Origin of the sequence: Nitratireductor basaltis, assembly GCF_000733725.1 — a bacterium.
GTDB classification, from domain to species: domain Bacteria; phylum Pseudomonadota; class Alphaproteobacteria; order Rhizobiales; family Rhizobiaceae; genus Chelativorans; species Chelativorans basaltis.
Genome location: NZ_JMQM01000001.1, coordinates 1,839,458 through 1,863,244 on the forward strand (window position 1 = coordinate 1,839,458; position 23,787 = coordinate 1,863,244).

General features: G+C 61.4%; 25 protein-coding genes. 10 read left to right on the forward strand and 15 right to left on the reverse strand.

Going from position 1 to position 23,787, the window contains the following annotated elements:
- Positions 1-114: 114 nt before the first annotated feature.
- Positions 115-1,392 (reverse strand): phosphoribosylamine--glycine ligase, encoded by a 1,278-nt coding sequence (gene purD / locus EL18_RS08925; protein ID WP_036482026.1) that lies wholly within the window; start codon positions 1,390-1,392, stop codon positions 115-117.
- Between the two features lie 174 nt (positions 1,393-1,566).
- Between purD and ubiA the strand changes: the two genes are divergently transcribed.
- Entirely contained in the window at positions 1,567-2,550 is a 984-nt protein-coding gene (gene ubiA / locus EL18_RS08930) for a 4-hydroxybenzoate octaprenyltransferase (RefSeq protein WP_036482029.1), read from the forward strand.
- A gap of 235 nt (positions 2,551-2,785) precedes the next feature.
- Here ubiA and EL18_RS08935 read toward each other — a convergent pair whose 3' ends face one another.
- The 4 genes from EL18_RS08935 to EL18_RS08950 form a co-directional block, all read right to left on the reverse strand.
- Positions 2,786-3,349 carry a DUF6101 family protein gene (locus EL18_RS08935; RefSeq protein WP_036482031.1) on the reverse strand — a complete coding sequence of 188 codons (564 nt, stop codon included), beginning with the start codon at positions 3,347-3,349 and terminating at the stop codon, positions 2,786-2,788.
- A gap of 202 nt (positions 3,350-3,551) precedes the next feature.
- On the reverse strand, positions 3,552-4,286 hold the full coding sequence (locus EL18_RS08940; RefSeq protein WP_051913927.1) for a maleate cis-trans isomerase family protein: 735 nt from the start codon (positions 4,284-4,286) through the stop codon (positions 3,552-3,554).
- A gap of 20 nt (positions 4,287-4,306) precedes the next feature.
- Positions 4,307-5,737 carry an FAD-binding oxidoreductase gene (locus tag EL18_RS08945; RefSeq protein WP_051913930.1) on the reverse strand — a complete coding sequence of 477 codons (1,431 nt, stop codon included), beginning with the start codon at positions 5,735-5,737 and terminating at the stop codon, positions 4,307-4,309.
- 18 nt (positions 5,738-5,755) lie between these two features.
- Positions 5,756-6,709: an L-threonylcarbamoyladenylate synthase gene (locus tag EL18_RS08950; RefSeq protein ID WP_036482035.1), complete on the reverse strand. Its 954-nt coding sequence runs from the start codon at positions 6,707-6,709 to the stop codon at positions 5,756-5,758.
- A gap of 198 nt (positions 6,710-6,907) precedes the next feature.
- Here EL18_RS08950 and EL18_RS08955 point away from each other — a divergent pair, with 198 nt between their 5' ends.
- Entirely contained in the window at positions 6,908-7,351 is a 444-nt protein-coding gene (locus tag EL18_RS08955) for a hypothetical protein (RefSeq protein WP_152552984.1), read from the forward strand.
- A gap of 18 nt (positions 7,352-7,369) precedes the next feature.
- Here the strand turns inward: EL18_RS08955 and glyS are convergent, their stop codons facing one another.
- The 5 genes from glyS to EL18_RS08980 form a co-directional block, all read right to left on the reverse strand.
- Positions 7,370-9,493, reverse strand: a complete 2,124-nt coding sequence (gene glyS, locus EL18_RS08960; protein WP_036482039.1) for a glycine--tRNA ligase subunit beta — start codon at positions 9,491-9,493, stop codon at positions 7,370-7,372.
- A 128-nt stretch (positions 9,494-9,621) separates the two neighbouring features.
- Positions 9,622-9,999 (reverse strand): VOC family protein, encoded by a 378-nt coding sequence (locus EL18_RS08965; protein WP_036482040.1) that lies wholly within the window; start codon positions 9,997-9,999, stop codon positions 9,622-9,624.
- 95 nt (positions 10,000-10,094) lie between these two features.
- Positions 10,095-11,018, reverse strand: a complete 924-nt coding sequence (locus tag EL18_RS08970) for a glycine--tRNA ligase subunit alpha (protein ID WP_036482043.1) — start codon at positions 11,016-11,018, stop codon at positions 10,095-10,097.
- 240 nt (positions 11,019-11,258) lie between these two features.
- Complete coding sequence (locus tag EL18_RS08975; protein ID WP_081871127.1) at positions 11,259-13,289, reverse strand: tetratricopeptide repeat protein; 2,031 nt, start codon at positions 13,287-13,289, stop codon at positions 11,259-11,261.
- Positions 13,290-13,425: 136 nt separating this feature from the next.
- Positions 13,426-14,442 (reverse strand): polyprenyl synthetase family protein, encoded by a 1,017-nt coding sequence (locus EL18_RS08980; RefSeq protein WP_036482045.1) that lies wholly within the window; start codon positions 14,440-14,442, stop codon positions 13,426-13,428.
- Between the two features lie 150 nt (positions 14,443-14,592).
- On the opposite strand from EL18_RS08980, the gene EL18_RS08985 reads away from it, so the two are divergent.
- The 8 genes from EL18_RS08985 to EL18_RS09020 all read left to right on the forward strand — a co-directional run bounded on the left by EL18_RS08985 (position 14,593) and on the right by EL18_RS09020 (position 20,312).
- Positions 14,593-14,811 (forward strand): putative signal transducing protein, encoded by a 219-nt coding sequence (locus EL18_RS08985; RefSeq protein WP_036484350.1) that lies wholly within the window; start codon positions 14,593-14,595, stop codon positions 14,809-14,811.
- A 13-nt stretch (positions 14,812-14,824) separates the two neighbouring features.
- Entirely contained in the window at positions 14,825-15,607 is a 783-nt protein-coding gene (locus EL18_RS08990) for a tRNA1(Val) (adenine(37)-N6)-methyltransferase (protein ID WP_036482047.1), read from the forward strand.
- A gap of 120 nt (positions 15,608-15,727) precedes the next feature.
- A complete protein-coding gene (locus EL18_RS08995; RefSeq protein ID WP_425277151.1) occupies positions 15,728-16,552 on the forward strand; it encodes a S49 family peptidase in 825 nt (274 codons plus the stop codon).
- A gap of 59 nt (positions 16,553-16,611) precedes the next feature.
- The gene (locus tag EL18_RS09000; protein WP_036484353.1) at positions 16,612-16,797 is read left to right on the forward strand and encodes a hypothetical protein; all 186 of its coding nucleotides are present in this window, start codon (positions 16,612-16,614) and stop codon (positions 16,795-16,797) included.
- A 3-nt stretch (positions 16,798-16,800) separates the two neighbouring features.
- Positions 16,801-17,685, forward strand: a complete 885-nt coding sequence (locus tag EL18_RS09005) for a 4-(cytidine 5'-diphospho)-2-C-methyl-D-erythritol kinase (RefSeq protein ID WP_036482052.1) — start codon at positions 16,801-16,803, stop codon at positions 17,683-17,685.
- Entirely contained in the window at positions 17,678-18,217 is a 540-nt protein-coding gene (gene moaB, locus EL18_RS09010) for a molybdenum cofactor biosynthesis protein B (protein ID WP_036482055.1), read from the forward strand. The genes EL18_RS09005 and moaB overlap by 8 nt, the downstream gene beginning before the upstream one ends.
- Before the next feature lie 120 nt (positions 18,218-18,337).
- Positions 18,338-19,492, forward strand: a complete 1,155-nt coding sequence (locus EL18_RS09015) for a PA0069 family radical SAM protein (protein ID WP_036484356.1) — start codon at positions 18,338-18,340, stop codon at positions 19,490-19,492.
- 151 nt (positions 19,493-19,643) lie between these two features.
- Positions 19,644-20,312: a ribonuclease HII gene (locus tag EL18_RS09020; protein WP_036482058.1), complete on the forward strand. Its 669-nt coding sequence runs from the start codon at positions 19,644-19,646 to the stop codon at positions 20,310-20,312.
- Between the two features lie 648 nt (positions 20,313-20,960).
- Here EL18_RS09020 and EL18_RS09025 read toward each other — a convergent pair.
- The 5 genes from EL18_RS09025 to EL18_RS09045 all read right to left on the reverse strand — a co-directional run bounded on the left by EL18_RS09025 (position 20,961) and on the right by EL18_RS09045 (position 23,639).
- Positions 20,961-21,440, reverse strand: coding sequence for a F0F1 ATP synthase subunit B (locus EL18_RS09025; RefSeq protein ID WP_036482061.1), 480 nt, complete (start codon positions 21,438-21,440; stop codon positions 20,961-20,963).
- Positions 21,441-21,449: 9 nt separating this feature from the next.
- Positions 21,450-22,028 carry a F0F1 ATP synthase subunit B gene (locus tag EL18_RS09030; protein WP_036482063.1) on the reverse strand — a complete coding sequence of 193 codons (579 nt, stop codon included), beginning with the start codon at positions 22,026-22,028 and terminating at the stop codon, positions 21,450-21,452.
- Between the two features lie 178 nt (positions 22,029-22,206).
- Positions 22,207-22,431, reverse strand: coding sequence for a F0F1 ATP synthase subunit C (locus EL18_RS09035; RefSeq protein WP_036482065.1), 225 nt, complete (start codon positions 22,429-22,431; stop codon positions 22,207-22,209).
- Positions 22,432-22,497: 66 nt separating this feature from the next.
- Complete coding sequence (locus tag EL18_RS09040; protein WP_036482067.1) at positions 22,498-23,250, reverse strand: F0F1 ATP synthase subunit A; 753 nt, start codon at positions 23,248-23,250, stop codon at positions 22,498-22,500.
- Positions 23,251-23,288: 38 nt separating this feature from the next.
- Complete coding sequence (locus EL18_RS09045) at positions 23,289-23,639, reverse strand: AtpZ/AtpI family protein (protein ID WP_036482069.1); 351 nt, start codon at positions 23,637-23,639, stop codon at positions 23,289-23,291.
- Positions 23,640-23,787 lie beyond the last annotated feature (148 nt).

The window sequence follows — 23,787 nt, forward strand, 5'->3', positions numbered from 1 at the left end:
AACTTCGGTCTCATTGCCGACAGGATCAGAACAATCATCAAGCGCGGGTCATCCGTTGCGATTATCTTGATGTTAGACCGAGGACGCAGGCCGCATCATTTTGCGGCCGCCCCCTCACCCCCGCTCGCGCTCTATCGCCCGCCAGCCGATATCGCGGCGGCAGAAGCCTTCGGGCCAGTTCACCTTGTCCACGGCTTCATAGGCTTTTGCGGCAGCTTCCGTGACCGTCTTGCCGCGGGCGGTGACGTTGAGGACGCGGCCGCCATTGGCGGTGAGTTCGCCGCCCTTCATAGCCGTGCCTGCGTGGAAGATTTCGACTTCCGTCGGCTCTGACGCCTCTTCCAGACCGCGGATCACGCTGCCTTTTTCGGCCGAGGCCGGATAGCCGGGCGCAGCCATCACGACGGTCATGGCCGCTTCCTCGCGCCAGCTTGGGTTGATGCCTTCCAGCGCACCGTCGGCGGCGGCTTTCAGGATCGGCACGATGTCGTCCTTCAGGCGCAGCATCAGAACCTGGCATTCGGGATCACCGAAGCGGACATTGTATTCGATCAGGCTCGGGCCATCTCGGGTGATCATGAGGCCCGCATAAAGGACGCCGGTGAAAGGCGCGCCCATTTCGGCCATGCCGCGCATTGTGGGCTCGATGATCTCGCGCATGGTGCGCTCCATCATGGCGTCATCCATGACGGGAGCCGGTGAATAGGCGCCCATGCCGCCCGTATTCGGGCCGGTATCGCCCTCGCCCACACGCTTGTGGTCCTGTGCGGTGCCGAAGGGGATGGCCGCCTTGCCGTCGCACAGGCAGAAGAAGCTTGCTTCCTCGCCTTCCAGAAATTCCTCGACGACCACTTCCGCACCTGCACCGCCGAAGGCACCGGCGAAACAGTCGTCAATGGCGGCATAGGCTTCATCCTCGCTCATGGCGATGGTGACGCCCTTGCCTGCCGCCAGACCATCGGCCTTCACCACGATGGGTGCGCCCATCTTCTCTACATAGGCGCGCGCGGATGCCGCGTCGGTGAAGCGGCCATAGCCGGCGGTGGGAATGGAATATTTCGCGCAAAGGTCCTTGGTGAAGCCCTTGGAGCCTTCGAGTCGTGCAGCCGCGGCGGTGGGGCCGAAAACGGCCAGCCCCGCATCCTGCAGGCTGCCTGCCAGACCATCGACCAGCGGCGCTTCCGGGCCGACGACCACGAAAGTCACGCCCTGCAGACGGCAGAAATTCACGACCGCCTGATGATCGGCCAGATCAAGCTGCACGCATTCCCCATGGGCGGCGATGCCGGGATTGCCGGGTGCTGCGAAAAGCTTCTCGACCAGCGGGGACTGCGCCATCTTCCATGCCAGCGCATGTTCGCGCCCACCCGAACCGATCAAAAGCACATTCATCGCCTGGCCCCATAGCTGTCTGACATGGCTGAACGGCTATGGGTGATTGGCCCAAAGGTCAAGCGCAGGAGCCCCTCCATCCAGTGTTTAGCCGCAGCTGACGGCCATCGCGCTTGACGCGGGGCCTCAGCCTTGCCACTCCATCAGCCAGATTGTTGCAGGGAGTTGTTATTCATGGAGAAGATCCAGAGCCGGGAGACACGCGGACGCGTGGCGGATGCACCTTCGGGCCACTGGGTCTATCGGCTCCTGCCGCGCTCGGCATGGCCCTATGCGCAGCTTGCGCGCTGGGACCGGCCGATCGGCTGGCAGCTTCTTCTGTGGCCCTGCCTGTGGTCGCTTGCCATGGCGGCCAGTGCAGGCGCTGAAGCCGGTGCGGCGCTCGGCGATGTTCTGCCGTCGCCTCTTTACCTCGCGCTCTTCGTGATCGGTGCCATCGCCATGCGGGGCGCGGGCTGCACCTATAACGATCTTGTCGATCAGAATATCGATGACGCGGTGGAGCGCACCCGCTCCCGCCCCCTGCCCTCCGGTCAGGTCAGCCGCAAGCAGGCCTGGGCATTTCTGTTCGCGCAGGCTCTTGTGGGGCTTATCGTGCTTCTGCAGTTCAACCTATTCGCCATACTGCTCGGCATTGCCTCGCTCGGTGTCGTTGCCATCTATCCCTTCGCCAAGCGCTTCACGGACTGGCCGCAGCTTTTCCTGGGCCTCGCCTTCTCCTGGGGCGCATTCATGGGCTGGGCCGTGACCTTCGGCTCGCTCTCGCTTGCACCGCTGCTACTCTATTTCGGCTCGATCCTGTGGGTCATCGGCTATGACACGATCTACGCACATCAGGACAAGGAAGACGACGCCATTGTCGGCGTACGCTCCACCGCGCGGCTTTTCGGTGAGAATACCAAGCGCTGGCTGATCGGCCTTTATGGCGGCGCGCTGCTCTTCATGGCCGTCGCCTTCGCGCTCGCCGCAGTCCCCATGCCCGCACTCGCAGGCCTCGTCGCCGCCGGCGCCCACATGGCCCGCCAGATCCGCACGCTCGACATCGACAATCCCGACCAATGCCTCATCCTGTTCCGCTCCAACACGATGGTGGGGCTGTTGATCTTCCTCGGATTGCTGGGCGGTGGCGTCTGGGCGGTGATCAGTCCACAGTTTTGAGTTGGTAGTAGGTGGTGAATAGGGAAGGATTCCCTTGGAGGTTGGTGCCAAGGGCACCCCCTCTGTCCTGCCGGACATCTCCCCCACAAGGGGAGAGATTGGCTGGCATCAATGGCTCGGCATTTGCTGGAGAAGCTGTGGGATTGCCGCGAGTGATCTCCCCCCTTGTGGGGGAGATGCCTGGCAAGGCAGAGGGGGGTGCGCCTGGCGCAAGCCCCTCAAATTGCAGCCCCCATCAATCGCGTGCGATCAGCTCGCTGCCGTTGACGACGAGGCGCAGGCCCAGAGTGCCCTGTTTGCGGCGGGCGAGAAAGCGGGGGCGGCGGTGGCGGACAGGGCGGCCCTGGCGTCGCTCCTGCGGGCGCTGGGCCTTCACATGACCGAGCGATTCTTCCAAGGTGCGGGCGACGCCGTCGGCCTCGACCATCATCATGGGCAGGCGATAGGCTTCTGCCCAGGCGCGCCAGTCGGCGGCGACATCGTCGAAGTCACCGGCCACCAGAAGCGGCACGCAAAGCATGGGATCGTCGTGATAAAGTTCGAGCGTGACGGTGACGTCACCATCCTCATGCTCGATGGCACGTGCTGCCACACCGCGGAATGCGCGGGCCGGCAGGGCGAAGGTGACGGGCAGCTGGCTCTTGTCCAGAACACGGCGCATGCGCACGCCCCGTTGGTCGACAGTGAAAGCCACCTCTCCGAAATCGTCCTGCGATGCGTAAGAGACTGCCTGGGGCAGTCTGAAAGGGTCGAGCCGCATGGTGCGGCCGGCCCAGACGGGCTTGAGACCAGTCGACATATTCTATTGCCTTCCCTGTTACTCCTGAGAGCCGGCTTTGCCGATCTCTCCGGGCCACTTTTGCGGCCTCGTTATGGGAAGGACTGTAGCGGGTGGTTCTTACCCTCCGCCTTAAGAACTTCGGTTAAATTTTGCTGACGTTACAGTTGGTTAGCGAAGCGTAATACAGCTTAACGGTTGCGAAGGAGGTGTAACCCGTTGGTTAAGCCGCATCTTCCGGCAGGTCGAGATCGAGCAGTTTGCCCTTCTCGCCGAGCCGATCCGTCACACCGGCGCGGCGCATGGACATCCACAGTCCGGCCAGATTTGACGTGACCACGGGAATGCCGATGCGTCTTTCGATCTCCGGCACTAGCGTTGCCGCGGGAAGCGCAGTGCAGGAGATGAAAAGTGCTTCAGCACCTTCCACCATCGCGATTTCGGCGGCCTCGATGATGGGTTCTGCCGGCAGGCGCGCCATGTCGCGGTCGTCTTCCATGTTCAGGCCATGGGCGTTGAGCACCTCAAAGCCGTGCTCTTCGAGATGATCCACAATGGCTTTGGCGGTGGAGGCGATATAGGGCGTCATGACCGCGATTTTCTTCGCACCGAGCGCACGGAAGGCGCGCTTGGCGGCCATGATCGGCGTGACGGGTTTAACTTCCGGACGCGTTTCACCGATTGCTCGTGCCACATTGTCCTCGCCAAGCACCACGGTTGCCGACGTGCAGGAGAAATAGAGCGCGCCCAGTTCCACGCCGGGCACTAGCCAGCGTGCGGCCTCTCCCAGATGGGGAAGCGTGCGGCGCAGCTGTTCGGGCGAAGTCGGATTTTCGAAGGGCACGCGCGTCGCGCAGACCGTGACATGGGGCGGCACGATGGCGCGTATGTCGTTTTCCGTCACAAGATCGGTGGCCAGCAGGATCGTGCCGATGACCGGTTTCGTGGGGGCGTTCATGGGTGGCCTTTCTCGGGCAATCAGATGACCTTGCCGGGATTCATGATGCCGGCCGGGTCAAAAGCACGCTTGATGCGGCGCATGAGTTCGGTGGCGACAGGCGGCTGCGTGGCGATCAGCTCCTCGCGCTTCAGACGGCCAATGCCATGCTCAGCGGAAAACGAGCCGCCCAGACGCCTGACAATCGCGTGCACCTTCGCATTCATCGCCCGATAATGCTCCAGATATGCGCCCTTATCCATGCCTTCCGGCTGGGTGACATTGTAGTGCAGATTGCCGTCGCCCATATGGCCGAAACAGACCGGGCGGCACCCGGGCACGATCTCCTGGATGGCCGCTTCGGCTTCCGCAATGAAGGTCGGGATGGCCGCAACCGGCACCGAGATGTCGTGCTTGATCGAGCCGCCTTCGGGCTTTTGCGCTTCGGACATGGATTCGCGCAAGTGGCGCAGTTCGGCAGCCTGACCTTCGTTCTGCGCGATCACCGCGTCAGCGACCCGTTCGGTCTCGAAGGCTTCCCCCAGAACGGCCTCCATGGTGGCGGATGCCTCTTCTTCCGAGCGACCTGAGGAAATCTCCATCAGCACATGCCATTCATGCTCACCTTCAAGCGGCGGCTTGGCGCCCGGCACGTGAGCCAGCACGAAGTCAAGCGGGCGGCGGTGCATCAGTTCGAAGGCGGTGAGCTCCGATCCTGCAGCACTTCCTGCCATGTGGAGAAGCTTCAGCGCATCCTCGGGCGAGCCAAGTCCGGCCCAGGCCATGACGCGCCCGCGCGGCTTCGGGTAGAGCTTTACGACGGCCGCGGTGATGACACCCAGCGTGCCTTCTCCGCCGACAAAAAGGTTTTTAAGGTCGTAGCCGGTATTGTCCTTCTTCAGCTTGCGCAGATCGTCCAGCACTTCGCCGGTTGGCAGAACCACTTCCACGCCAAGACACAGATCGCGCGCGGTGCCATAGGCCAGCGCGCCGATGCCACCGGCGTTCGACGAGAGATTGCCGCCAATCTGGCAGGAACCTTGCGAAGCAAGTGCTAGCGGAAACAGGCGGTCCTGCTCGTCGGCAGCCTTCTGCAGCACTTCCAGAATGACACCGGCTTCGACCGTGGCGGTGTTGGATTCCAGATCGATCTCACGGATCCTGTTCAGACGCGAAAGCGACAGGATGACTTCGCCGCCCGACTGGTCGGGCATCTGTCCGCCCACAAGACCGGTATTACCGCCCTGTGGCACGATGGGCGTGCCGGTTTCGGTCGCCAGCGACAGGATGCGGCTGACCTCCTCCACCGAACCCGGGCGCAGCACGAGTGATGTCACACCTCCAAAGAGGCCGCGCGGCTCGGTCACGAAAGGATCGATCTCCTCGCTGAGCCGCAGCGCGTATTTCTCGCCGACGATTTCCACGAACCGCTTTTCAAGCTCCGCATGGAGCCTCACGGGGCCACCATTCATGCTGCCCTCCCCCTGTTCTTATTGTCTCGGCGCGGCCGCACGGGCCAGCCGGTCGTTGATGGCTTCGCCCAGCCCTTCCATTGGCACCGGCTCAACGGCGATGGCGCGGGCCCTTGCCGCATCCAGCGCCAGAAGATGGGCAAAGAGATTGGTTGCCGCCTCGCGCAGATCGCCCGATGGCGAGAGATTGAGCGTGGCTCGCGCACCCTCCGCCCCTTCAACGCGCTCCGGTCCGAAGGCGAGCAGAGCCTCATCCGCCTCCACATGGCTGACATTCAGGCGGACAGGTGCGTCGGGCGCATAGTGCGAGGCCATCATGCCCGGCGCCTGTATGCCTTTTGCGCCGCGCTGGAGCGGCTTGCCAGCGACAGCTTCGATGTCTTCGGCGGCGATCCCGCCGGGTCGCAGAAGGACGAGTTCTTCATTCTCGACCTTCACGATGGTGGATTCCACGCCAACCGGTGTCGGGCCGCCATCCACGATGAGTTCGATGCGCTCGCCCAGATCACGCTCCACGGCTTGCGCACTGGTGCCGCTGACCTTGCCGGAGCTGTTGGCACTCGGTGCGGCAAGCGGGCGGCCAAGGGCTGCGATGAGCCGTGCGCCAAAGCCCTTGGGACAGCGCAGTGCCACCGTGTCGAGTCCTGCGGTTACGAGAGGCGACAGGCCGGCATCGTCGCGCGCGGGTAGAACCAGCGTCAGCGGTCCGGGCCAGAAATGTTCGGCCAGAAGCCGGGCGGCGGGCGAAAGAGAGGCGAAGCGTTCCGCCATTTTGATATCCGCGACATGAGCGATCAGCGGATTGAAGCGGGGCCGGCCCTTGACCTCATAAATGCGCGCCACCGCTTCGCCATTGCAGGCATCGGCGGCAAGACCGTAGACCGTCTCCGTGGGGATCGCGATGGGCAGCCCGCCGCGCGCAAGGCGCAGGGCTTCTTCAAGCGCTTCCTCTTCCTTGATGATGCGGGCCAATTCTCACTCCGTTCGCGCGCATGATGCCTAGCGCGCCGGACCTTTTCCGGCAAGGGTCAGAAGCGGCATGGCCATCGCGCCACAGGCATGACCATTTTGTTAATTCCCTTCTGCTACCAATGCGCGTGTGAAGCTGCCTCACCGAGGCATGCAGACAGGAACGAGACGCGCGAGATTGCCATGCGAGTTGCAGGTATCATGACCATCTCCCTCCTTCTTGGCACGGTCGGTGCCGGGGCGGGCTCAATTACTGTCCTTGAGAACATGTCTGAAGGGCTGCCTTCCTTTTCGGCAACGGGCGATGCCGCCAAGACTGCCGCACCTTCCATTGCGGCCCCTGGCAGCGAAAGCGGGCCGAAGCGCGTCAGCACATCCGTCGTTGCAATCGGCGACCCCGTGGCGCGCGAGGAAACCGTGGCCGAGGCGCCAGAGAAGAAAAAGCAGAAGCGCCGAATGGCGCAGAGCACCATGGTGATCCGCGGCGGCATTTCGGGTGGCCCTGCGGCTACACGCCCGGAGCCCGATACGCCCGGCTCTTCCACGCCACTCATGGCGCAGAAGAAGGACGGCGAAGCGGATTCAGACGGATCTGAAGATCCAGGTCCGCCTCCCGACGGGCCTATGCTTGGCGAGCCGGACTAGACCGCCCGGCCCCAATTTCTAACCAGCGATTTTCGAGAAATCCGCCACCTTGCCGGTCGCCACGCGAATACGGTCGAGCAGGGCCAGACGATTGGCGCGAACCGAATCATTTTCGTCATTTACGAGAACATTCTCGAAAAATGAATCAATCGGCTCACGCAGTGCCGCAAGTGCACGCATGGCAGCCGAATAGTCTTGTTTCTGAATCGCTTCGGCGGCTTCCTTCTCAGCCTGCGTGACCGCAGAGTAGAGAGCCTGTTCGGAAGCATCACTCAGGAGGCCGGTGTCGATATCATCTGCGACGCGCGTGCCCTTCTTTTCTTCAGCGGCCAGAATGTTTGCCGCGCGCTTGGTGCCCGCCAGAAGGTTCCTGCCTTCTTCCGTCTCCAGCAGCTCACCCAGCGCCTCCACGCGACGCACGACGAGCAGGAGGTCGTCGTTTGATGCCCCTTCACTCGCCAGCACCGCGTCAATCAGGTCGTGGCGCGCGCCCTGATCGCGCAGATAGACCTTCAGGCGGTCGTGGAAGAAGGAGAGGAGGTCGGTGTCCGCTTTCTGCGACAGCTTCAGCTCCACCTTGTTCTCCACCACGATCCGGATCACGCCCAGCGCTGCTCTTCGCAGAGCATATGGATCCTTCGAGCCAGTCGGCTTCTCGTCGATGGCCCAGAAGCCGGTGAGCATGTCGAGCTTGTCGGCCAGTGCGACTGCTAGCGCGACCGGGTCTGTTGGCACCACATCGGTGGGGCCTAGCGGCTTGTAATGTTCCTCGATGGCCGCGGCGACAGACGGGTGCTCGCCCTGAAGCTCGGCATATTTACGGCCGATGGCGCCCTGAAGCTCGGGGAACTCACCGACGACCTCGGTCTGCAGGTCGGCCTTGGCGAGATGCGCGGCGCGGACGGCGAGTTCGGGATCAGCACCAACCAGCGGTGCCAGTTCCTTCGCTAAGGCCGCAATGCGGGCCACGCGCTCGCCTTGCGTGCCGAGCTTGGCGTGGAAGGTCACGCCCAGATGGTCAAGTCGCGCCATGCGCTGGTCGAGCGGCTTTTTCAGATCCAGGCCAAACTTTTCGGCAGAGGCTTCCAGCCGGTCGAGATCGGGCAGATCGGCCTGGTCGGTCTCCCAGAAATATAGCGCGTCGGACAGGCGCGCGCGCACGACCTTGCCATTGCCATGGGCGATGGTCTTGCCACCGTCGGTCGCCTCTATATTGGAGGTGATGACAAAGGTGTTGGAAAGCTTCTCGCTCTCGCCCTGCGGGCGGCAGACGAAGCATTTCTGGTTGGCGCGGATGGTCAGGCGGATGACCTCCGGCGGGATCTGCAGATATTCTTCCTCGAAGGTGCCGAGCAGCACGACCGGCCATTCCACGAGACCGGACACCTCTTCCAGAAGCCCCTCATCCTCGACCAGCTCAAGGCCGTTCGCGAAAGCGAGATTGCGCGCGTCATCGAGAATGATGCGCTTGCGGCGCTCGGCATCGAGCACGACCTTGGCGGCTTCGAGCTTTTCGACATAGTCGTCGAAGCGGCGCACGGTGATGGCCTCCGGCGCATGGAAGCGGTGACCATAGGTGATATTGCCGGAGCGGATGCCATCGACCTCGAAATCCACCACCACCGGCTCCTCGGTCTCCGGACCGAAGGTGCACAGGATCGACTGCAGCGGGCGCACCCAGCGCAGGCTGCCGGGCTGGCTTGAGGCCTTGCCCCAGCGCATGGATTTGGGCCACGGGAAATTGCGGATGATGCCGGGCATGACCTCGGCAATGATGTCCTCGGCTACCCTGCCCTTCTTCTCGATCACGGCCACGTAGAAATCACCCTTTTTCGGGTCCGTCTGCACCTGTGCCTGATCGATAGAATCAAGACCCGCACCACGAAGGAAGCCTGCGATCGCCTTTTCGGGGGCATCGGTGCGCGGGCCCTTGCGCTCTTCACGCACATCCTTGGAACGGGCGGTGAGGCCGCGAAGATCAAGCGTCAGGCGACGCGGTGTCCAGTACTCCTGCGCGCCCTCATAGGTCAGACCCGCCTCCACCAGCGCGTCGGTGACGAGCTTCCTGAGGTCGCCGGCAGCCTTGCGCTGCATGCGAGCGGGGATTTCTTCCGAGCGAAGTTCGAGAAGCAGATCGGGCATAGTCAGGCTCTGGCTGAAAAAAGAAGTGGGCTGGCAATAGCAAGCCAGCCCGTGCTTGTCACCCGTTCAGCCGGCGTGACTTTGCGGCCAGCGTGATTTGCGCCGGCATATTGACCTGAGATCGCGCCCTAGCGGTTCTCGGAGGTCATCCAGCCGACCACTGCGCCGGTCGGTTCCTTGATGATGGCGATGCGGCCGACACCTGGAACATCGAATGGCTGCCGGATGATCGTCGCACCCTTGCCCTCAGCCTTTTTGACCAAACCATCGATGCCGTCGACCTCAAGATAGGGCATCCAGTGATCGGGGACGTTCTCGAAATCCGGGCCGGACATCTCGAAGAATCCTGCCGCCATGTCGTCGCCGGTTTTGGCAACGTGATAGGTGCCCTCACCCATATCCATGGCTTCAAAGGACCAGCCGACCGTGTCCGCGTAAAAGGCTTTTGCCTTCTTCACGTCATGGGTCATCAGTTCATTCCAGACAAAAGTTCCGTGCTTAGGCATTGGAAATACTCCTTTATCAAAACGCGAAAATCAAAACGCGTTGGAGATGCCCGCGAGGCATGTCCAGAATATGGAGATTTCGTGTCCTAAAGATGTCAGGCGGCTTCGGCCTTTGCCCCGCCTGCATCGGTGAGCAGGAAGGCTTCGCCACAGGCTTTTGCCAGATCGCGCACGCGCAGGATGTAGCTCTGACGCTCGGTGACAGAGATCACGCCGCGCGCATCAAGCAGGTTGAAGACGTGCGATGCCTTGATTGCCTGGTCATAGGCAGGCAGCACACATTTGTGCAGCGCGCCCGGCGCATCCGGTGAACCGGCTTCAAGCAGCGCGCGGCACTCGGCCTCGGCATCCTTGAAATGCTGGAACAGCTTGTCGGTGTCGGCATATTCGAAATTGTAGCGGGAATACTCCTGCTCGGCCTGCAGGAAGACATCGCCATAGGTGACCTTGTCCTCGCCTTCCAGACCGTTGAAATTCAGCTCATAGACATTGTCCACGCCCTGCACATACATCGCCAGACGCTCCAGGCCGTAGGTCAGCTCGCCAGAGACCGGCGCACATTCGATGCCGCAGACCTGCTGGAAGTAGGTGAACTGCGAGACCTCCATGCCATCGCACCAGCACTCCCAGCCAAGCCCCCAGGCGCCGAGCGTCGGACTTTCCCAGTCATCTTCCACGAAGCGCACATCATGCTTGGCCATGTCGAGGCCGATTGCCTCCAGCGAGCCGAGATAAAGCTCCTGCAGGTTCGACGGGTTGGGCTTCAGGATCACCTGATACTGGTAATAATGTTGAAGCCGGTTGGGATTCTCGCCATAGCGGCCGTCCTTCGGGCGGCGCGAGGGCTGAACATAGGCAGCCTTCCACGGCTTCGGACCCAGGGACCGCAGCGTCGTTGCCGGATGGAACGTGCCCGCGCCCACTTCCATGTCGTAAGGCTGCAGGATCGCGCAGCCATGGCGTGCCCAGTAGTCATGCAGGGTCAGGATGAGCCCCTGAAAGGAGCGCGTCGGATGCATGTGCGGCAATGGGCTGGCGTTCACGTCACTTCTCCGGCTGGCCCGCGGTCACGCAGGCGGCTTTCTCGCCTCACTTCGAAAGGCAGCCCGTCCTATTGCGGGCCGCGCGACAGGTCAAGAAGCGGGTGCCTTTCGCGGGATGTGCCGGAGGAAGGTTTGGTGGGACTGCACCTTGCATTCAAGAACTGAGCTTTGAACGCGGCACCCTTTCACGCCGCGTTGGCCGCTTCGGTCGCGCTCTTACTCTGCCTCGGCGGGGAGTTTCAGTTCCTGGCCAACGGTCAGCCGGTCGGGATTGCCCTTGAGAACGGGGTTCAGCTCCAGAAGTTCACGGAACCGTTTGCCGTCGCCAAGCAACTTGGTTGCGATGGAGTGGAGGGTTTCGCCGGGCTGGACCACGTGGATGGTCTCTACCTCAACCTCTGGCGCTTCGGACATGGGAGCGGATTGCACTTCTCCCGATGCAGCGTCCGTTGCCGTTTCACCGGCACCCAGAGCGCCTGCGGCATTGGCTTCCTTCTTCGGCTCGTCCGCCTCAAGACCTTCTTCGAGCTTGCGCTCGACTTCGGCCTTCAGTTCCGATTCCGGCTCCATCGTGAGCGCGTGGGACCACTGATAGCGGGCTTCGAGCTTGCGCCCCACCTTCCAGTAGGCATCTCCCAGATGGTCGTTCAGGACGGCGTCGTCGGGCCGCAGGGAGACCGCACGCTCGAGATGCTCGACAGCCTCGTCGAACTCGCCCAGCTTGTAATGTGCCCAGCCGAGCGAATCGACGATGTAGCCGTCGCTCGGGCGCAATTCCACGGCACGGCGGATGAGATCCATCGCTTCGGTGAGATTTTCACCACGATCCACCCAGGAATAGCCGAGATAGTTCAGCACCTGCGGATGATCGGGATAAAGCTCCAGCGCCTGACGGAAATTCGGTTCGGCCTTTTCCCACTGCTTGATGCGCTCATAGGCGATGCCGCGCTGGTAATAGATCGCCCAATGCTGACGCTCGGGCGTCTCGATCTGCTCGACCGCGCGGTCATACAACTCTGAAGCTGCCTCGAAATTCTTGTCGCTGGCATAGACACCGCCAAGCGCGAGATAGGCGCGCATGTCGGAAGGGTCCTGTTCCAGCACATCGTTCAGATGGCTGACGGCCTCTTCCTTCTTTCCAAGGTCGGACAGGTTCAGACCGATCTGGAAGGAGGCGAAGCGCGACCAGAGGGAATCGCTGCCGATATTCCCGTAGATATCGATGGCCTTCTGCGACTGGCCCTGGCGCTCCGCCACCTGGGCAAGTTGCACGATGGCCGCATCATTGTCGGGGTAAGCCGCGCGCGCAATGTTGAGATAGAGCCGCACGAAGCTTTCGCCACCACCGACTGCAAGCTCGGTCGCGACATTGAGCAGGATCTCGGCCGCACCGGCTGCGGCGTTTGGAATGGCGACGGTTACCTCTTCGCCTGCTTCGATCCTTTCGCGAAGCAATCCGACGGAGGCAACGCCGCCCCCATTTTCCTCTGCCTTCTTCAGGACTTCCAGCGCCTCGTCGCGACGGTCCTGGCTGATGAGGTAGCGTGCATAGGATTCGGCGATGCGACCAAGCGTGTAGGGAGCTACGGAACGTGGCGTCAGCTCGTTGAACACGCGGTTGAAAGCGGCATCCGCCTCTTTCACGTTTCCAGCCTGCGCCTCGATCAATGCACGGTGATAGGTGGTGAAGAGCGGGTACCAGTCCGGACCATCGAGCTTTTCAAGCTCGGTTATGGCTGCAGCGCTGTCCCCCTGCCCCAGCTTCGTCCAGGCCGTCATCGTACCGGTGATGAGGCGGTCAAGATCGCTTTCCACGACAAGCTTCAACCAGCGCTCGGCAGCGGCATAGTCGCCATCCTTCAGCGTATCGGCTGCCAGAAGCAGACGCGAAAAACGCTCGACCTGCGGTTCCGACTTCAACTTGTCGGCGTAAGGAATGGCTTCTTCCATCCGCCCGTCTGCGACAAGCGCGAGAAGAAGGCTCTGCTGCAAGGTCGTGTTGTCGGGCTGGAATGCAAGGGCGCGCTTGTAGAACTCGATTGCCTTGTCGAGATTGTCATCAAGCTCGGCAGCGCGTGCGGCGAGGAATGCGCCGGAGAAGCTCTGGATCGTGATACGGCTTTCGTCAACAATACCAGGTTCGAAGCTCGGCTTTTCCGCGTCCTGTGCGAGCGCACCGGAACCTACCCCAAGAAGAAGCGCCCCAAGTGCAGCACCCACCTTCAGACCCGCATATTTAAGCCGCATGTCGTTCCTTCCCTTAGACCCGCAAGCGGGCACCATGCTTGAAATGCCATTCAGTCATTCAACCAACTGTTATGGCAAGAGGATGGCCTTTTTGCGATAGCGCTTCAATGCCAGGTCGGGACCGAAAGGCTGAACATCAGACAACGCGGCTTATGCAGAAGTCGATGACATCGAAAAGCGCATCCTTCTGCTCGCTGTCTTCGAGCGGCGCCAGAGCATCACGCGCGATCTCGCCGAAGTGACGTGCACGATTGATGGTGTCGGCAATGGCATTGTGGCGCGCCAACAGGCCAATGGCCTTTTCAAGTGCGGCGTCATCGCAATTGTTCTCTTCGATCGCGCTCTTCCAGAAGGCGCGCTCCTCGCTCGTGCCGCGGCGATAGGCGAGGATGACGGGCAGCGTGACCTTGCCCTCCCGGAAATCGTCGCCGACATTCTTGCCCAGTTCGCTTGCCTTGCCGCCATAGTCGAGCGCGTCATCGACCAGCTGGAAAGCAAGACCGAGATTGGTGCCGAAGGAGCGCAGGGCTGCGCGGTCGTTCCTGCTGGCCTGCGCGATGACCGGCCCGACTTCGGCTGCAGCGGAAAACAGGGCCGCGGTCTTGGCCTTGATGACCTGGAGATATTCGTCTTCCGTGGTTTCCAGATTTTTCGAAACGCCAAGCTGCATCACCTCGCCTTCGGCAATCACCGAGGCGGCGGTCGAAAGAATGTCGAGCGCTTCGAGCGAGCCGACATCCACCATCATGCGGAAGGCTTGTCCCAGAAGGAAATCACCCACCAGTACGCTTGCCTGGTTGCCCCAGATCATGCGTGCGGTCTTGCGGCCACGGCGCAAATCGCTTTCATCCACCACATCGTCGTGAAGAAGCGTCGCGGTGTGCATGAACTCGACCGAAGTCGCGAGCTTGACGTGGTTCTCGCCCTCATAGCCAAACATCTGCGCTGCCGCGATGGTGATCATGGGGCGCAGGCGCTTGCCGCCGGAGGAGATGAGGTGCTTGGCAAGTTCCGGGATCAGCTCGACATCGGAACCGGCCTTGGACAGGATCAGCTCGTTCACGCGCGCCATGTCCGATCTGGTAAGGCCGACAAGACGATCCACCGAAGCAGGCCCGCCCTTGCTGCCTTCCATATTCAACACGACGCCCATCAGGCTACCTCCAGTCCAGTTATCCGGCTCGAATGAGCCCTTAGAACATATGGGGCTGTTCACCCCTGCCGCAAGCGGCGAAATAACGCGTTTGACTTGCAATGCAATGAGAAGATTTACAAGAGGTCCGCGACCTGCCACCGTCATTTCATGATCGAACTTCTGCGCACCAATGACCCCGTCACCCTATCCTTCGTTGAAAGCCTTCTGAAAGATGCAGGCATAGGCTGTTTCGTGGCCGATACGAATATGAGCATCATGGAAGGGTCGCTGGGCGTCCTGCCGCGGCGGATATTGGTGGAACAGGACAAGCTTGAGGCCGCGCGGCGCCTCATGATCGATGCCGGTCTTGAGGACCAGGTATCCTGAAGGTGCGGCGCTGATGTCTCGATCGGATTTTCCTGCCGTCACGCAGGATGCTTTTCACCGTGGAAAATTTCACCTGATCCAACCGGCTGCCAAGGCGCATCGTGCGGGCGTGGACGCCATGCTTCTGGCCGCCGCCGCACCTGACGGGTTCGACGGCGCGGTTGCCGATCTTGGCGCAGGTGCAGGCGCGGCAGGACTCGCCGTGCTTTCACGTTGTGCCGAGGCGCGGGCGGCTCTGGTGGAGCGTGATGCGCTGATGGCCGAATGCGCCCGGCGCACCTTGCAGCTTCCAGGAAATGAAGCGTTTCGGGACCGCGTAGAAGTTATCGAGGCCGATGTGATGGCCAGCGGACGTATCCGGCTTGAGCAGGGGCTGGAGGACAACCGTTTCGATCTCGTCATCATGAACCCGCCGTTCAACCACGGACATGACCGTGCCACGCCCCATGAGACGCGAAGACTTGCCCATGTGATGGTGGAAGGGATGTTCGAGGCGTGGGTACGCACCGCTGCCGCCATTTCCAGAAGTGACGGGATGATCGTCGTGATCGCCCGGCCTGAATCGCTTTCGGATATTCTCGCCGCACTTGATCGGCGGTTCGGATGCGCTGACATTCTACCTGTTCATCCACGCGAGGCTGCAGCTGCAATCCGCGTCATCATCCGGGCGCGCAAGGGCGCGCGCGGACCGCTTTCAATCTTGCCCCCTCTGGTGCTGCACGGTGCAGAGCGTGAATTCACGACGCGGGCAAACCGATTGATCAATGGCGAAGTCGCCTTGTTTGCCGATCGATGAAGCAGTTGGCACAGGGCTCTTTGCTTTGACCCATTTCATGCCTACATGCTTGGCCAAGTTTACCGGAATTGTTCAAGGAGACCCGATTTGAAGCCTCTTTCGCGCCTTTTGCCCAAGTCCATGCGCAGCGATGCAACGACCATTCCCGTCGTCAGACTGCAAGGCGCGATCATGGCGAACAGTTCTCCGATGCGGCAGAACCTGTCGCTCGCTGCAACGGCAGGCGTCCTCCAGAAGGCTTTTTCGGACAAGAAGGCACCAGCCGTTGCCATCTCCATCAATTCACCGGGTGGCTCGCCGGTTCAGTCGCGTTTGATCTTCAAGCGCATCCGCGACATTGCCGAGGAGAAGAAGAAGCATGTCCATGTCTTCGTTGAGGATGTTGCAGCTTCAGGCGGCTACATGATCGCACTTGCCGGTGACGAGATCATTGCGGACCCCTCCTCAATTGTCGGTTCAATCGGCGTCGTGTCTGCCGGCTTCGGCTTCCCCGAACTTCTCAAGAAGATCGGGGTGGAGCGGCGCGTTCATACGGCAGGCCAGAACAAGGCCGTTCTTGACCCTTTCCAGCCGGAAAAGGCCGAAGATGTGGAGCGCCTGAAGGCATTGCAGCTCGAAATCCACGAGATCTTCATCGACATGGTGAAGCAGCGCCGTGGTGCGAAGCTGGCCGAAAATGACGATCTCTTCACCGGTCTGTTCTGGACCGGGCACCGGGCAAAGGAACTTGGCCTCATCGACGGCATCGGGGATATGCGCGGCTTCCTTAAAGAGCGTTATGGCAAGAAGACGAAGATGAAGCTCATAAGCCAGTCGCGGGGGTTGTTCGGCCGCAGGCTTGGGCTAGTTTCAGGACCCGACATGAGTGCATTGGGCGCTTCACTTGCGACCGGCGTCATGGAAAGCGCCGAAGAACAGGCCCTTTGGCAACGTTTCGGGTTGTGAGATAGGATCGAGGCTGAATGGCGCCTGCATCTGCGCGGGCCCTGGTGGAGGATGTGCGCATGCCGCAATTGATCTTTTTCGGTGCCGTTGGACTTGCAGCCTATCTCGGCTATCGCGCCTTATTGCGGGAGGCCGAGCGTGTGACAAGCCGTGCCAGGCGCGCGCGCAAGGAAGCCGCAACCGGCAGCGTTGGCACCCTGGTGAAAGACCCCGAGACAGGGGAATATCGCGTGGCCAAGGACTGACGCGTGGCACCAAGCCTCAGCCGCACCGCACCTGCCAAGATCAATCTGTGCCTGCATGTGACCGGTCAAAGGCCGGACGGTTATCACCTGCTCGAAAGCCTCGTGGTCTTCACGCAATTCGGTGACCGGCTCACGGTTTCACCTTCAAGCGAGGACGAATTCACGGTCACTGGCCCGCAGGCCACCGGTCTGCCGGTGGGGGCGGAGAACCTTGTGCTTCGCGCTCGCGATCTTCTGCGTGAGGAGACGGGGCATGTTGAACATGTTGCCATCAAGCTTGAGAAGAATCTTCCCGCCGCTTCCGGCATGGGAGGCGGGTCGTCTGACGCGGCTTCAACGCTTATTCTGTTGAACGCGCTGTGGAAGCTGGGGCTGAAGCAGGATCGGCTGGCACGGATAGCGCTCAAGCTCGGGGCCGATGTTCCCATGTGCCTCAGCGAGACGCCGCTGATCGCCCGTGGCATCGGTGAAGACATCACGCCTTTAAGCGCAGTCGCAGAGTTATCCGTGCTGCTGGTCAATCCCGGAGTGCCGGTTAGCACGCCGGAGATCTTCCGCAAGCTCGAGCGCAAGGAAAATCCGCCTCTCCCGCCCCTGACAGCGCTCGACACCGCTCCTGCTCTATTCGATTGGCTCCATCGGACGCGCAATGATCTGCAGGAGCCAGCCACGCGCATTCAGCCGGAGATTTCGCACTGCCTTTCGGCACTCTTAGCAACGGGGGCGGAGCTGGTGCGGATGACCGGCTCGGGCGCGACCTGTTTCGGGCTGTTTTCTTCGCAAGAGGCTGCCGAACGGGCGCGTGAGGAAATCTCGGCAAGCCATCCCGACTGGTTTGTCGTCGCCACTTCCCTGCTGCACGAAACGGAAGCTTTCGACCATGTCTGATATCCCTGCCTTCGTGCCGGTGCGCATTGCCATCCTGACCGTTTCGGACACGCGCAGCCTGTCTGACGACCGCTCCGGCGACACCTTGGAAAGGCGCGTTCGAGATGCGGGCCATCAGGTGGCCGACCGGAGGATCACGAAGGACAACATCGAAGACATCCGTGCAATTGTTGCGGACTGGTCCAAGTGCGACGCGGTGGATGTCGTGCTGACGACGGGCGGAACGGGGTTTACCGGCCGCGACGTCACGCCGGAGGCTGTCGAGCCTCTCTTCGACAAGCGCATGGACGGCTTCTCCCATGTCTTCCACCGCGTCTCGTTCGAGAAGATCGGCACCTCAACGATCCAGTCGCGCGCAACGGCGGGCCTGATCGGGGGCACCTTCGTTTTCTGCCTCCCCGGCTCACCCGGCGCCTGCCGCGATGCATGGGATCTCGTGCTCAAGGATCAGTTCGACATCCGCCACAAGCCCTGCAACTTCGTTGAGATCATGCCCCGGCTTGACGAGCATCTGCGCCGCAAGCCCGGCTAGAACCTGCCGACAACACCGGAACATATTTGTTCTTGCTTTGTTCTCTATTCTGAAATAGGAATAGATTCATGCAATGCGGGCGCGGGCTTTTGCCCGGAAAAACCCGGTGGAGGTCTCATGGTGGAACAGATCGCAAGGGCCGACATTGCTGCTTCAGGCAGTGGAGGCGTCATGGCGGCTAACGCTATCGTTGAAGGTTCTGGCATCCGCGTTCACGAGGGACGCAGGCGCGGTCGTTCCGCGGGTATCAATCCCACGGGTCGCTTCGAGCCGCTGACGCGACATGTTTTTGACGACGGCTGGGAATCGCTGGAAGAACTGCCGCCCTTCAAGACGGAAGTCCAGACCGAGCGACCGCGCAGCATCATCACCAGGAATACTTCGCCGGATATTTCTTTCGACCGGTCGATCAACCCCTATCGCGGCTGCGAGCATGGCTGTGTCTATTGTTTCGCACGACCCACTCACTCCTATATGGGGCTGTCTGCCGGGCTAGATTTCGAGGCGCGTCTCTTCGCCAAGCCTGATGCCGCCCGGCTTCTGGAGCGGGAGCTTGGCAAGAAGGGTTATGAGCCGCGCACGATCGCGATCGGCACGAATACCGACCCCTATCAGCCCATCGAGAAGAAATTCAAGATCATGCGCGAGGTGCTGGAAGTACTCGAGGCACATCAGCATCCGGTGGGGATCGTTACCAAGTCCGCGCTGGTGACCCGCGATATCGATATTCTCTCACGCATGGCGGAAAAGGGATTGGCCAAGGTGGCGCTGTCGGTCACCACGCTGGACCGCCGCCTGTCACGCACGATGGAGCCGCGCGCGGCCACACCCACGCGACGACTTGAGACAATCCGTGCGTTGAGTGATGCGGGCATTCCTGTCTCGGTCATGATCGGTCCGGTCATTCCCGGTCTGACGGACAGCGAGGTCGAGCGCATCCTGGAATCGGCCCATGCGGCGGGTGCGCGCGAGGCAGGTTACATCATCCTGCGGCTGCCGCTGGAAGTCAGCCCGATCTTCAAGGACTGGCTGCTGCGTCATTACCCTGACCGCTTCCGCCATGTCATGTCACTCGTGCGCTCCATGCGCGGCGGCAAGGACTACGACGCGGAATGGGGCAAGCGGATGAAGGGCACCGGCCCCTATGCCTGGCAGATCGGTCGCCGCTTCGAAATTGCAGCGAAGCGTCTTGGCCTCAATCAGGAAAAGCTGAAGCTTCGCAGCGACCTGTTCAAGCCACCCGTCGGTGAAGGTGAACAGCTGACCCTGCTGTAATTCGATCTCGGCCGGAACGGAGACAGGTTCCCTTTCGGCCTCCCCTCTCCCGTCGTTGCCATCCCCGGGCCGACGGAGCCTTTCCGGATGCCCCACAACTCCACCGGAAGGGCTTGCGGAGAATCGGAAGCGATGCGAGTTTCGCCGCACCATGTCTCGCTCGCGTTCCGATTCTCCGCTCCTTTTTGACCTGCCGATCCGGCCGGACTACAGCCTCGAACATGGTATCATGCGCGATGGGACGGCACCTGTTGCCGGGCTGGATGAGGCAGGGCGCGGACCGCTGGCGGGCCCAGTCGTCGCCGCAGCAGTCATCCTTGACGCAAATCGGCTGCCCGATGGGCTTGATGATTCCAAAAGGCTGTCTGCAGAGATGCGCGAGGCACTCTTCGTCCAGGTTCTGGATGCAGCCGTTTCGGTGTCAGTCGCCTCGGTTTGTGCAGCAAGCATCGATGCTTCCGATATCCGCCTTGCTTCCCTTGAAGCCATGCGCCGCGCACTTCACGGCCTTTGCACACCTGCGCGCTTCGCTCTTGCCGACGGTCGCGACATTCCGCCCGGCCTCAACTGCCCCTGCAAGGCCGTCGTTAAAGGGGACCAACGCTCCCAGTCCATCGCGGCAGCCTCGATCATCGCCAAGGTCACACGCGACCGAATGATGACGCGCACCGGGCATTGCCAACCGCATTACGGCTTTGACAGCCACGCAGGCTATGCCACCAGGCGCCACCGCGACGCCATCAATCAACATGGCCCCGTGCACCGCATCCACCGCATGAGCTTTGCCCCACTGAAATCTCTGGATCTGTTGGCCAGCTGACCACGCCTGGATGGGTCATCGGCATTGCCAACCCACCATCCCGGTCGAACATAGCGAGAGTCGGTACCTATTGAGGGGCACGGCCGTTCTGCGCAGAAGGCGCAGGCAGCGGCGGACGGGCACCCGAGACCGGGCTCTGCTTCACGGTCATCTTCCAATGGGTCCCGGATAGCCTGCTGCTTCCGGGATGACGGAGTGCTGGTTTCCGGGTCCAATCGCGCGCGGCACGCCCCCCTCTGTGCTGACGGACTGCGCTCCGCTTTCACTCCGCGCGTTCGGGCGCTGACAAAGCCAAATGGTTGGCTTTGCCTTGACCTGCGGTCAACCGCTACTCACCCCCCACGGGTGGGAAGATTCGCTGGCAGGAACGCTGTGCACTTCGTTAATACGGAAGGTAGCCAGCGTTGCGGCAAGCAGTTTTCCCCTTTCAGGGGGAGATTCGCCGGCCCGTGCGCAATGCGCCTCGCTTGTACGGAAGATAGCCGCGATCGACGGGAGCAATCTCCCCCCTTGTGGGGGAGATGCCTGGCAAGGCAGAGGGGGGTGTGCCTGGCGCAAGCTCCTCCGCCATCCCGGGCGCTGTCGTCACAAAAAAACCGCCGGAAGCTTGGCTTGCGGCGGTTCGTTTTGTTGAGGGGAAGGTAGCGCCTAGTTCAGCTTTGCCTTCACCTGACCCAGAGCGTCCTTGAAGAGCTCGGCGCTCTTTGCGCCGTCGACCTTGTCGGCGAGGATGTTGCCGGCTGCAGCGACAGCGACGTCGACGGCCAGCGAGCGAACCTCGTTGACGGCGTCGCGCTCCGCCTGAGCGATCTTCTGCTCTGCGAGTGCCGTGCGGCGCGCGACATATTCCTCGGTCTTTTCCTTGGCCTCGGCGACGATCTGCTTGGCTTCGCGCTTGGCAGCGGACACCATGTCCTGCGCCTCCTGCTCGGCTTCCTGGCGCTTGCGCTGGTATTCGGCCAGAAGCTGCTGTGCCTCTTCACGCAGACGACGAGCTTCCTCGATCTCGTTGCGGATGCGGTCCGCACGCTTGTCGAGGGAGCCGTTGATCATGCCCGGCACCTTGAGATAGGCCATGATCGCGAGGAAGATGACGAGGCCGACAAGGGCCCAGAATGTGGCGTCCATGGTCCTCTCCTAGCCTTCTGCGCGCTTCACGGCGCTGTCGAGCGTCGCCTTGTCAACCTTTGCGCCAACCAGTTCGGCGACAATGGTTTCGGCAGTCTCGGCCGCTATGGTGCTGACGTCACCAAGAGCGGTCTTCTTGATCTCTGCGATGCGGCTTTCGGCTGTAGCGAGCTTTTCTTCAAGGCTCTTCTCAACCTGCCGGCGCTCGGCTTCTGCATCGGCCTTGGCTTCATCGCGCGCTTCCTGGGCGATGGAGCCGGCACGCTTGCGTGCTTCTGCCAGTTCCTGCTCATAGGCTGCGACGGCAGCGTCGGCCTCTTCCTTCATGCGTGCTGCCTGATCGAGATCCTGGGCGATGCGGTCACGCCGCACTTCCAGAATGCTACCGATGCGTGGCAGGACGACCTTTTTCAGGAAAAGGTAGAAAAGCCCGAAGGTTATCGCCAGCCAAAGAAGCTGGGATGGAAAGGTTGCCGCGTCGAAGGGCGGGAATCCGGCCTCATGGCCAGCTTCGCCCGCAACGCCGGTCTCTGAATGTGTTTCGTCGACCGCGTCGGCCGACTGTGCATATGCCGATGCCACGAACATGGCCTTCCTCTCGGGCGCTGCCCCTAATCAACTTTCACAAAGGCTAAGGCAGGCTGGCACCGCTTGCTGCGGTGCCACTGATCTGCATAAGCCTTTCGTGCATCGGGCAGGAGCATCTTGTCCCTGCCCTTGCAGCACGTGGCCGGCCTGAAGCCGGCCTGGCTAGTCTCGAGCTCTATTAGGTGAAGAGCAGGAGCAGAGCGATGAGCAGCGAGAAGATGCCCAGTGCTTCCGTCACGGCGAAGCCGAAGACGAGGCGGCCGAACTGGCCGTCAGCTGCCGACGGGTTGCGCAGTGCGCCCGACAGGTAGGAACCGAAGATGTTGCCAAGGCCGAGGGCTGCACCAGCCATGCCGAAACAAGCGATACCGGCGCCGATTGCCTTTGCTGCTTCTACTTCCATTTTGAACTCCTTATGGATCAGATTGCCTGTGATTGAACATGCGGCGCGAGCGCCGATGACCTTTTCCTAGTGGCCGCCCGGATGGACTGCATCATTGAGATACATGCAGGTCAGGATGGCGAAGACATAGGCCTGCAGGAAGGCCACCAGAAATTCGAGACCGGTAAGCGCGATGACCATGGCAAGCGGAAGAACCGCGCCAGCAGCACCGGCTGCACCAAGCGCACCCATGGATGCGACGAAGCCAGCAAAAACCTTCAGCGTGATGTGGCCTGCCAGCATGTTGGCGAACAGACGAACCGAAAGGCTGACCGGACGCGACAGGAAGGAGACCACCTCGATGAGCACGACGAGCGGCAGAACGGCCGCAGGCACACCGGAAGGCACGAAAAGCTTGAGGAAGCCAAGACCGTGCTTGGCAAAACCGTAAATGATGACCGTACCTATCACCAGCATCGCCAGGGCGAAGGTCACGATGATGTGGCTCGTGACGGTGAAGAAGTAGGGAACCATGCCAAGCAGGTTGGCCACCAGCACGAACATGAAGAGCGAGAAGACCAGCGGGAAGAAATGCATGCCCTTCGAACCGGCTGAATCACGCAACATGGACGCGATGAACTCGTAAGCCATCTCGGAAATGGACTGCAGACGCCCTGGCACCAGACCACGGCTGGAGGTCGTGAGGTAAAGGAACGCGCCAGCTGCTGCGACCGTCGCCACCATGAAGGCAGCGGAATTGGTGAAGGAGAAATCCAGGCCACCAATCTCGATCGGAATGAGCTTCGAGATCTGGAACTGTGAGATCGGGTCGTTCGCCACTGAAATCCCCTCGTCGTCGATTTGCGGCCAATGGCCGGCTAATTCGCCCCTCGGTCGGAATCGTCATTGACGTTTTCCGCCCCGAAATCAGCAACCAATCCTGCGGATCGCAGGACATTGAGAACACCTGCTCCAAAACCAAGAAGCAGGAAAATGATCAAGCCCCAGGGCGATGTCCCGGCAAATTCATCAATGAACCAGCCGATCCCCGCCCCGACGAGAACACCTGCAACGAATTCGCTGGAAAGCCGCAAGGCATTTCCCATACCGTTCATCGTGCCGGTCTTCGCGCTTTCTGCCGCCTGCGGCTTGGGCCTCTTGGCTGCCAATGCGGCTTCCAGGTCCTGGCGCCGACGATCCAGATCGTTCGGCTTTTCCCCGTTTGCCACAGCAACCTCCTTGCCGGTTACCGCTCAGCAGCATCAGGCTGCAAAGTCGCGCGCAACATAGTGACCGGTCCGCAAACCGTCAAGCCACTGAAACGCGACCTGCACAGAGGGAATTTTCTAGGAAAATCAATTATTTGGGCTTGAGCGC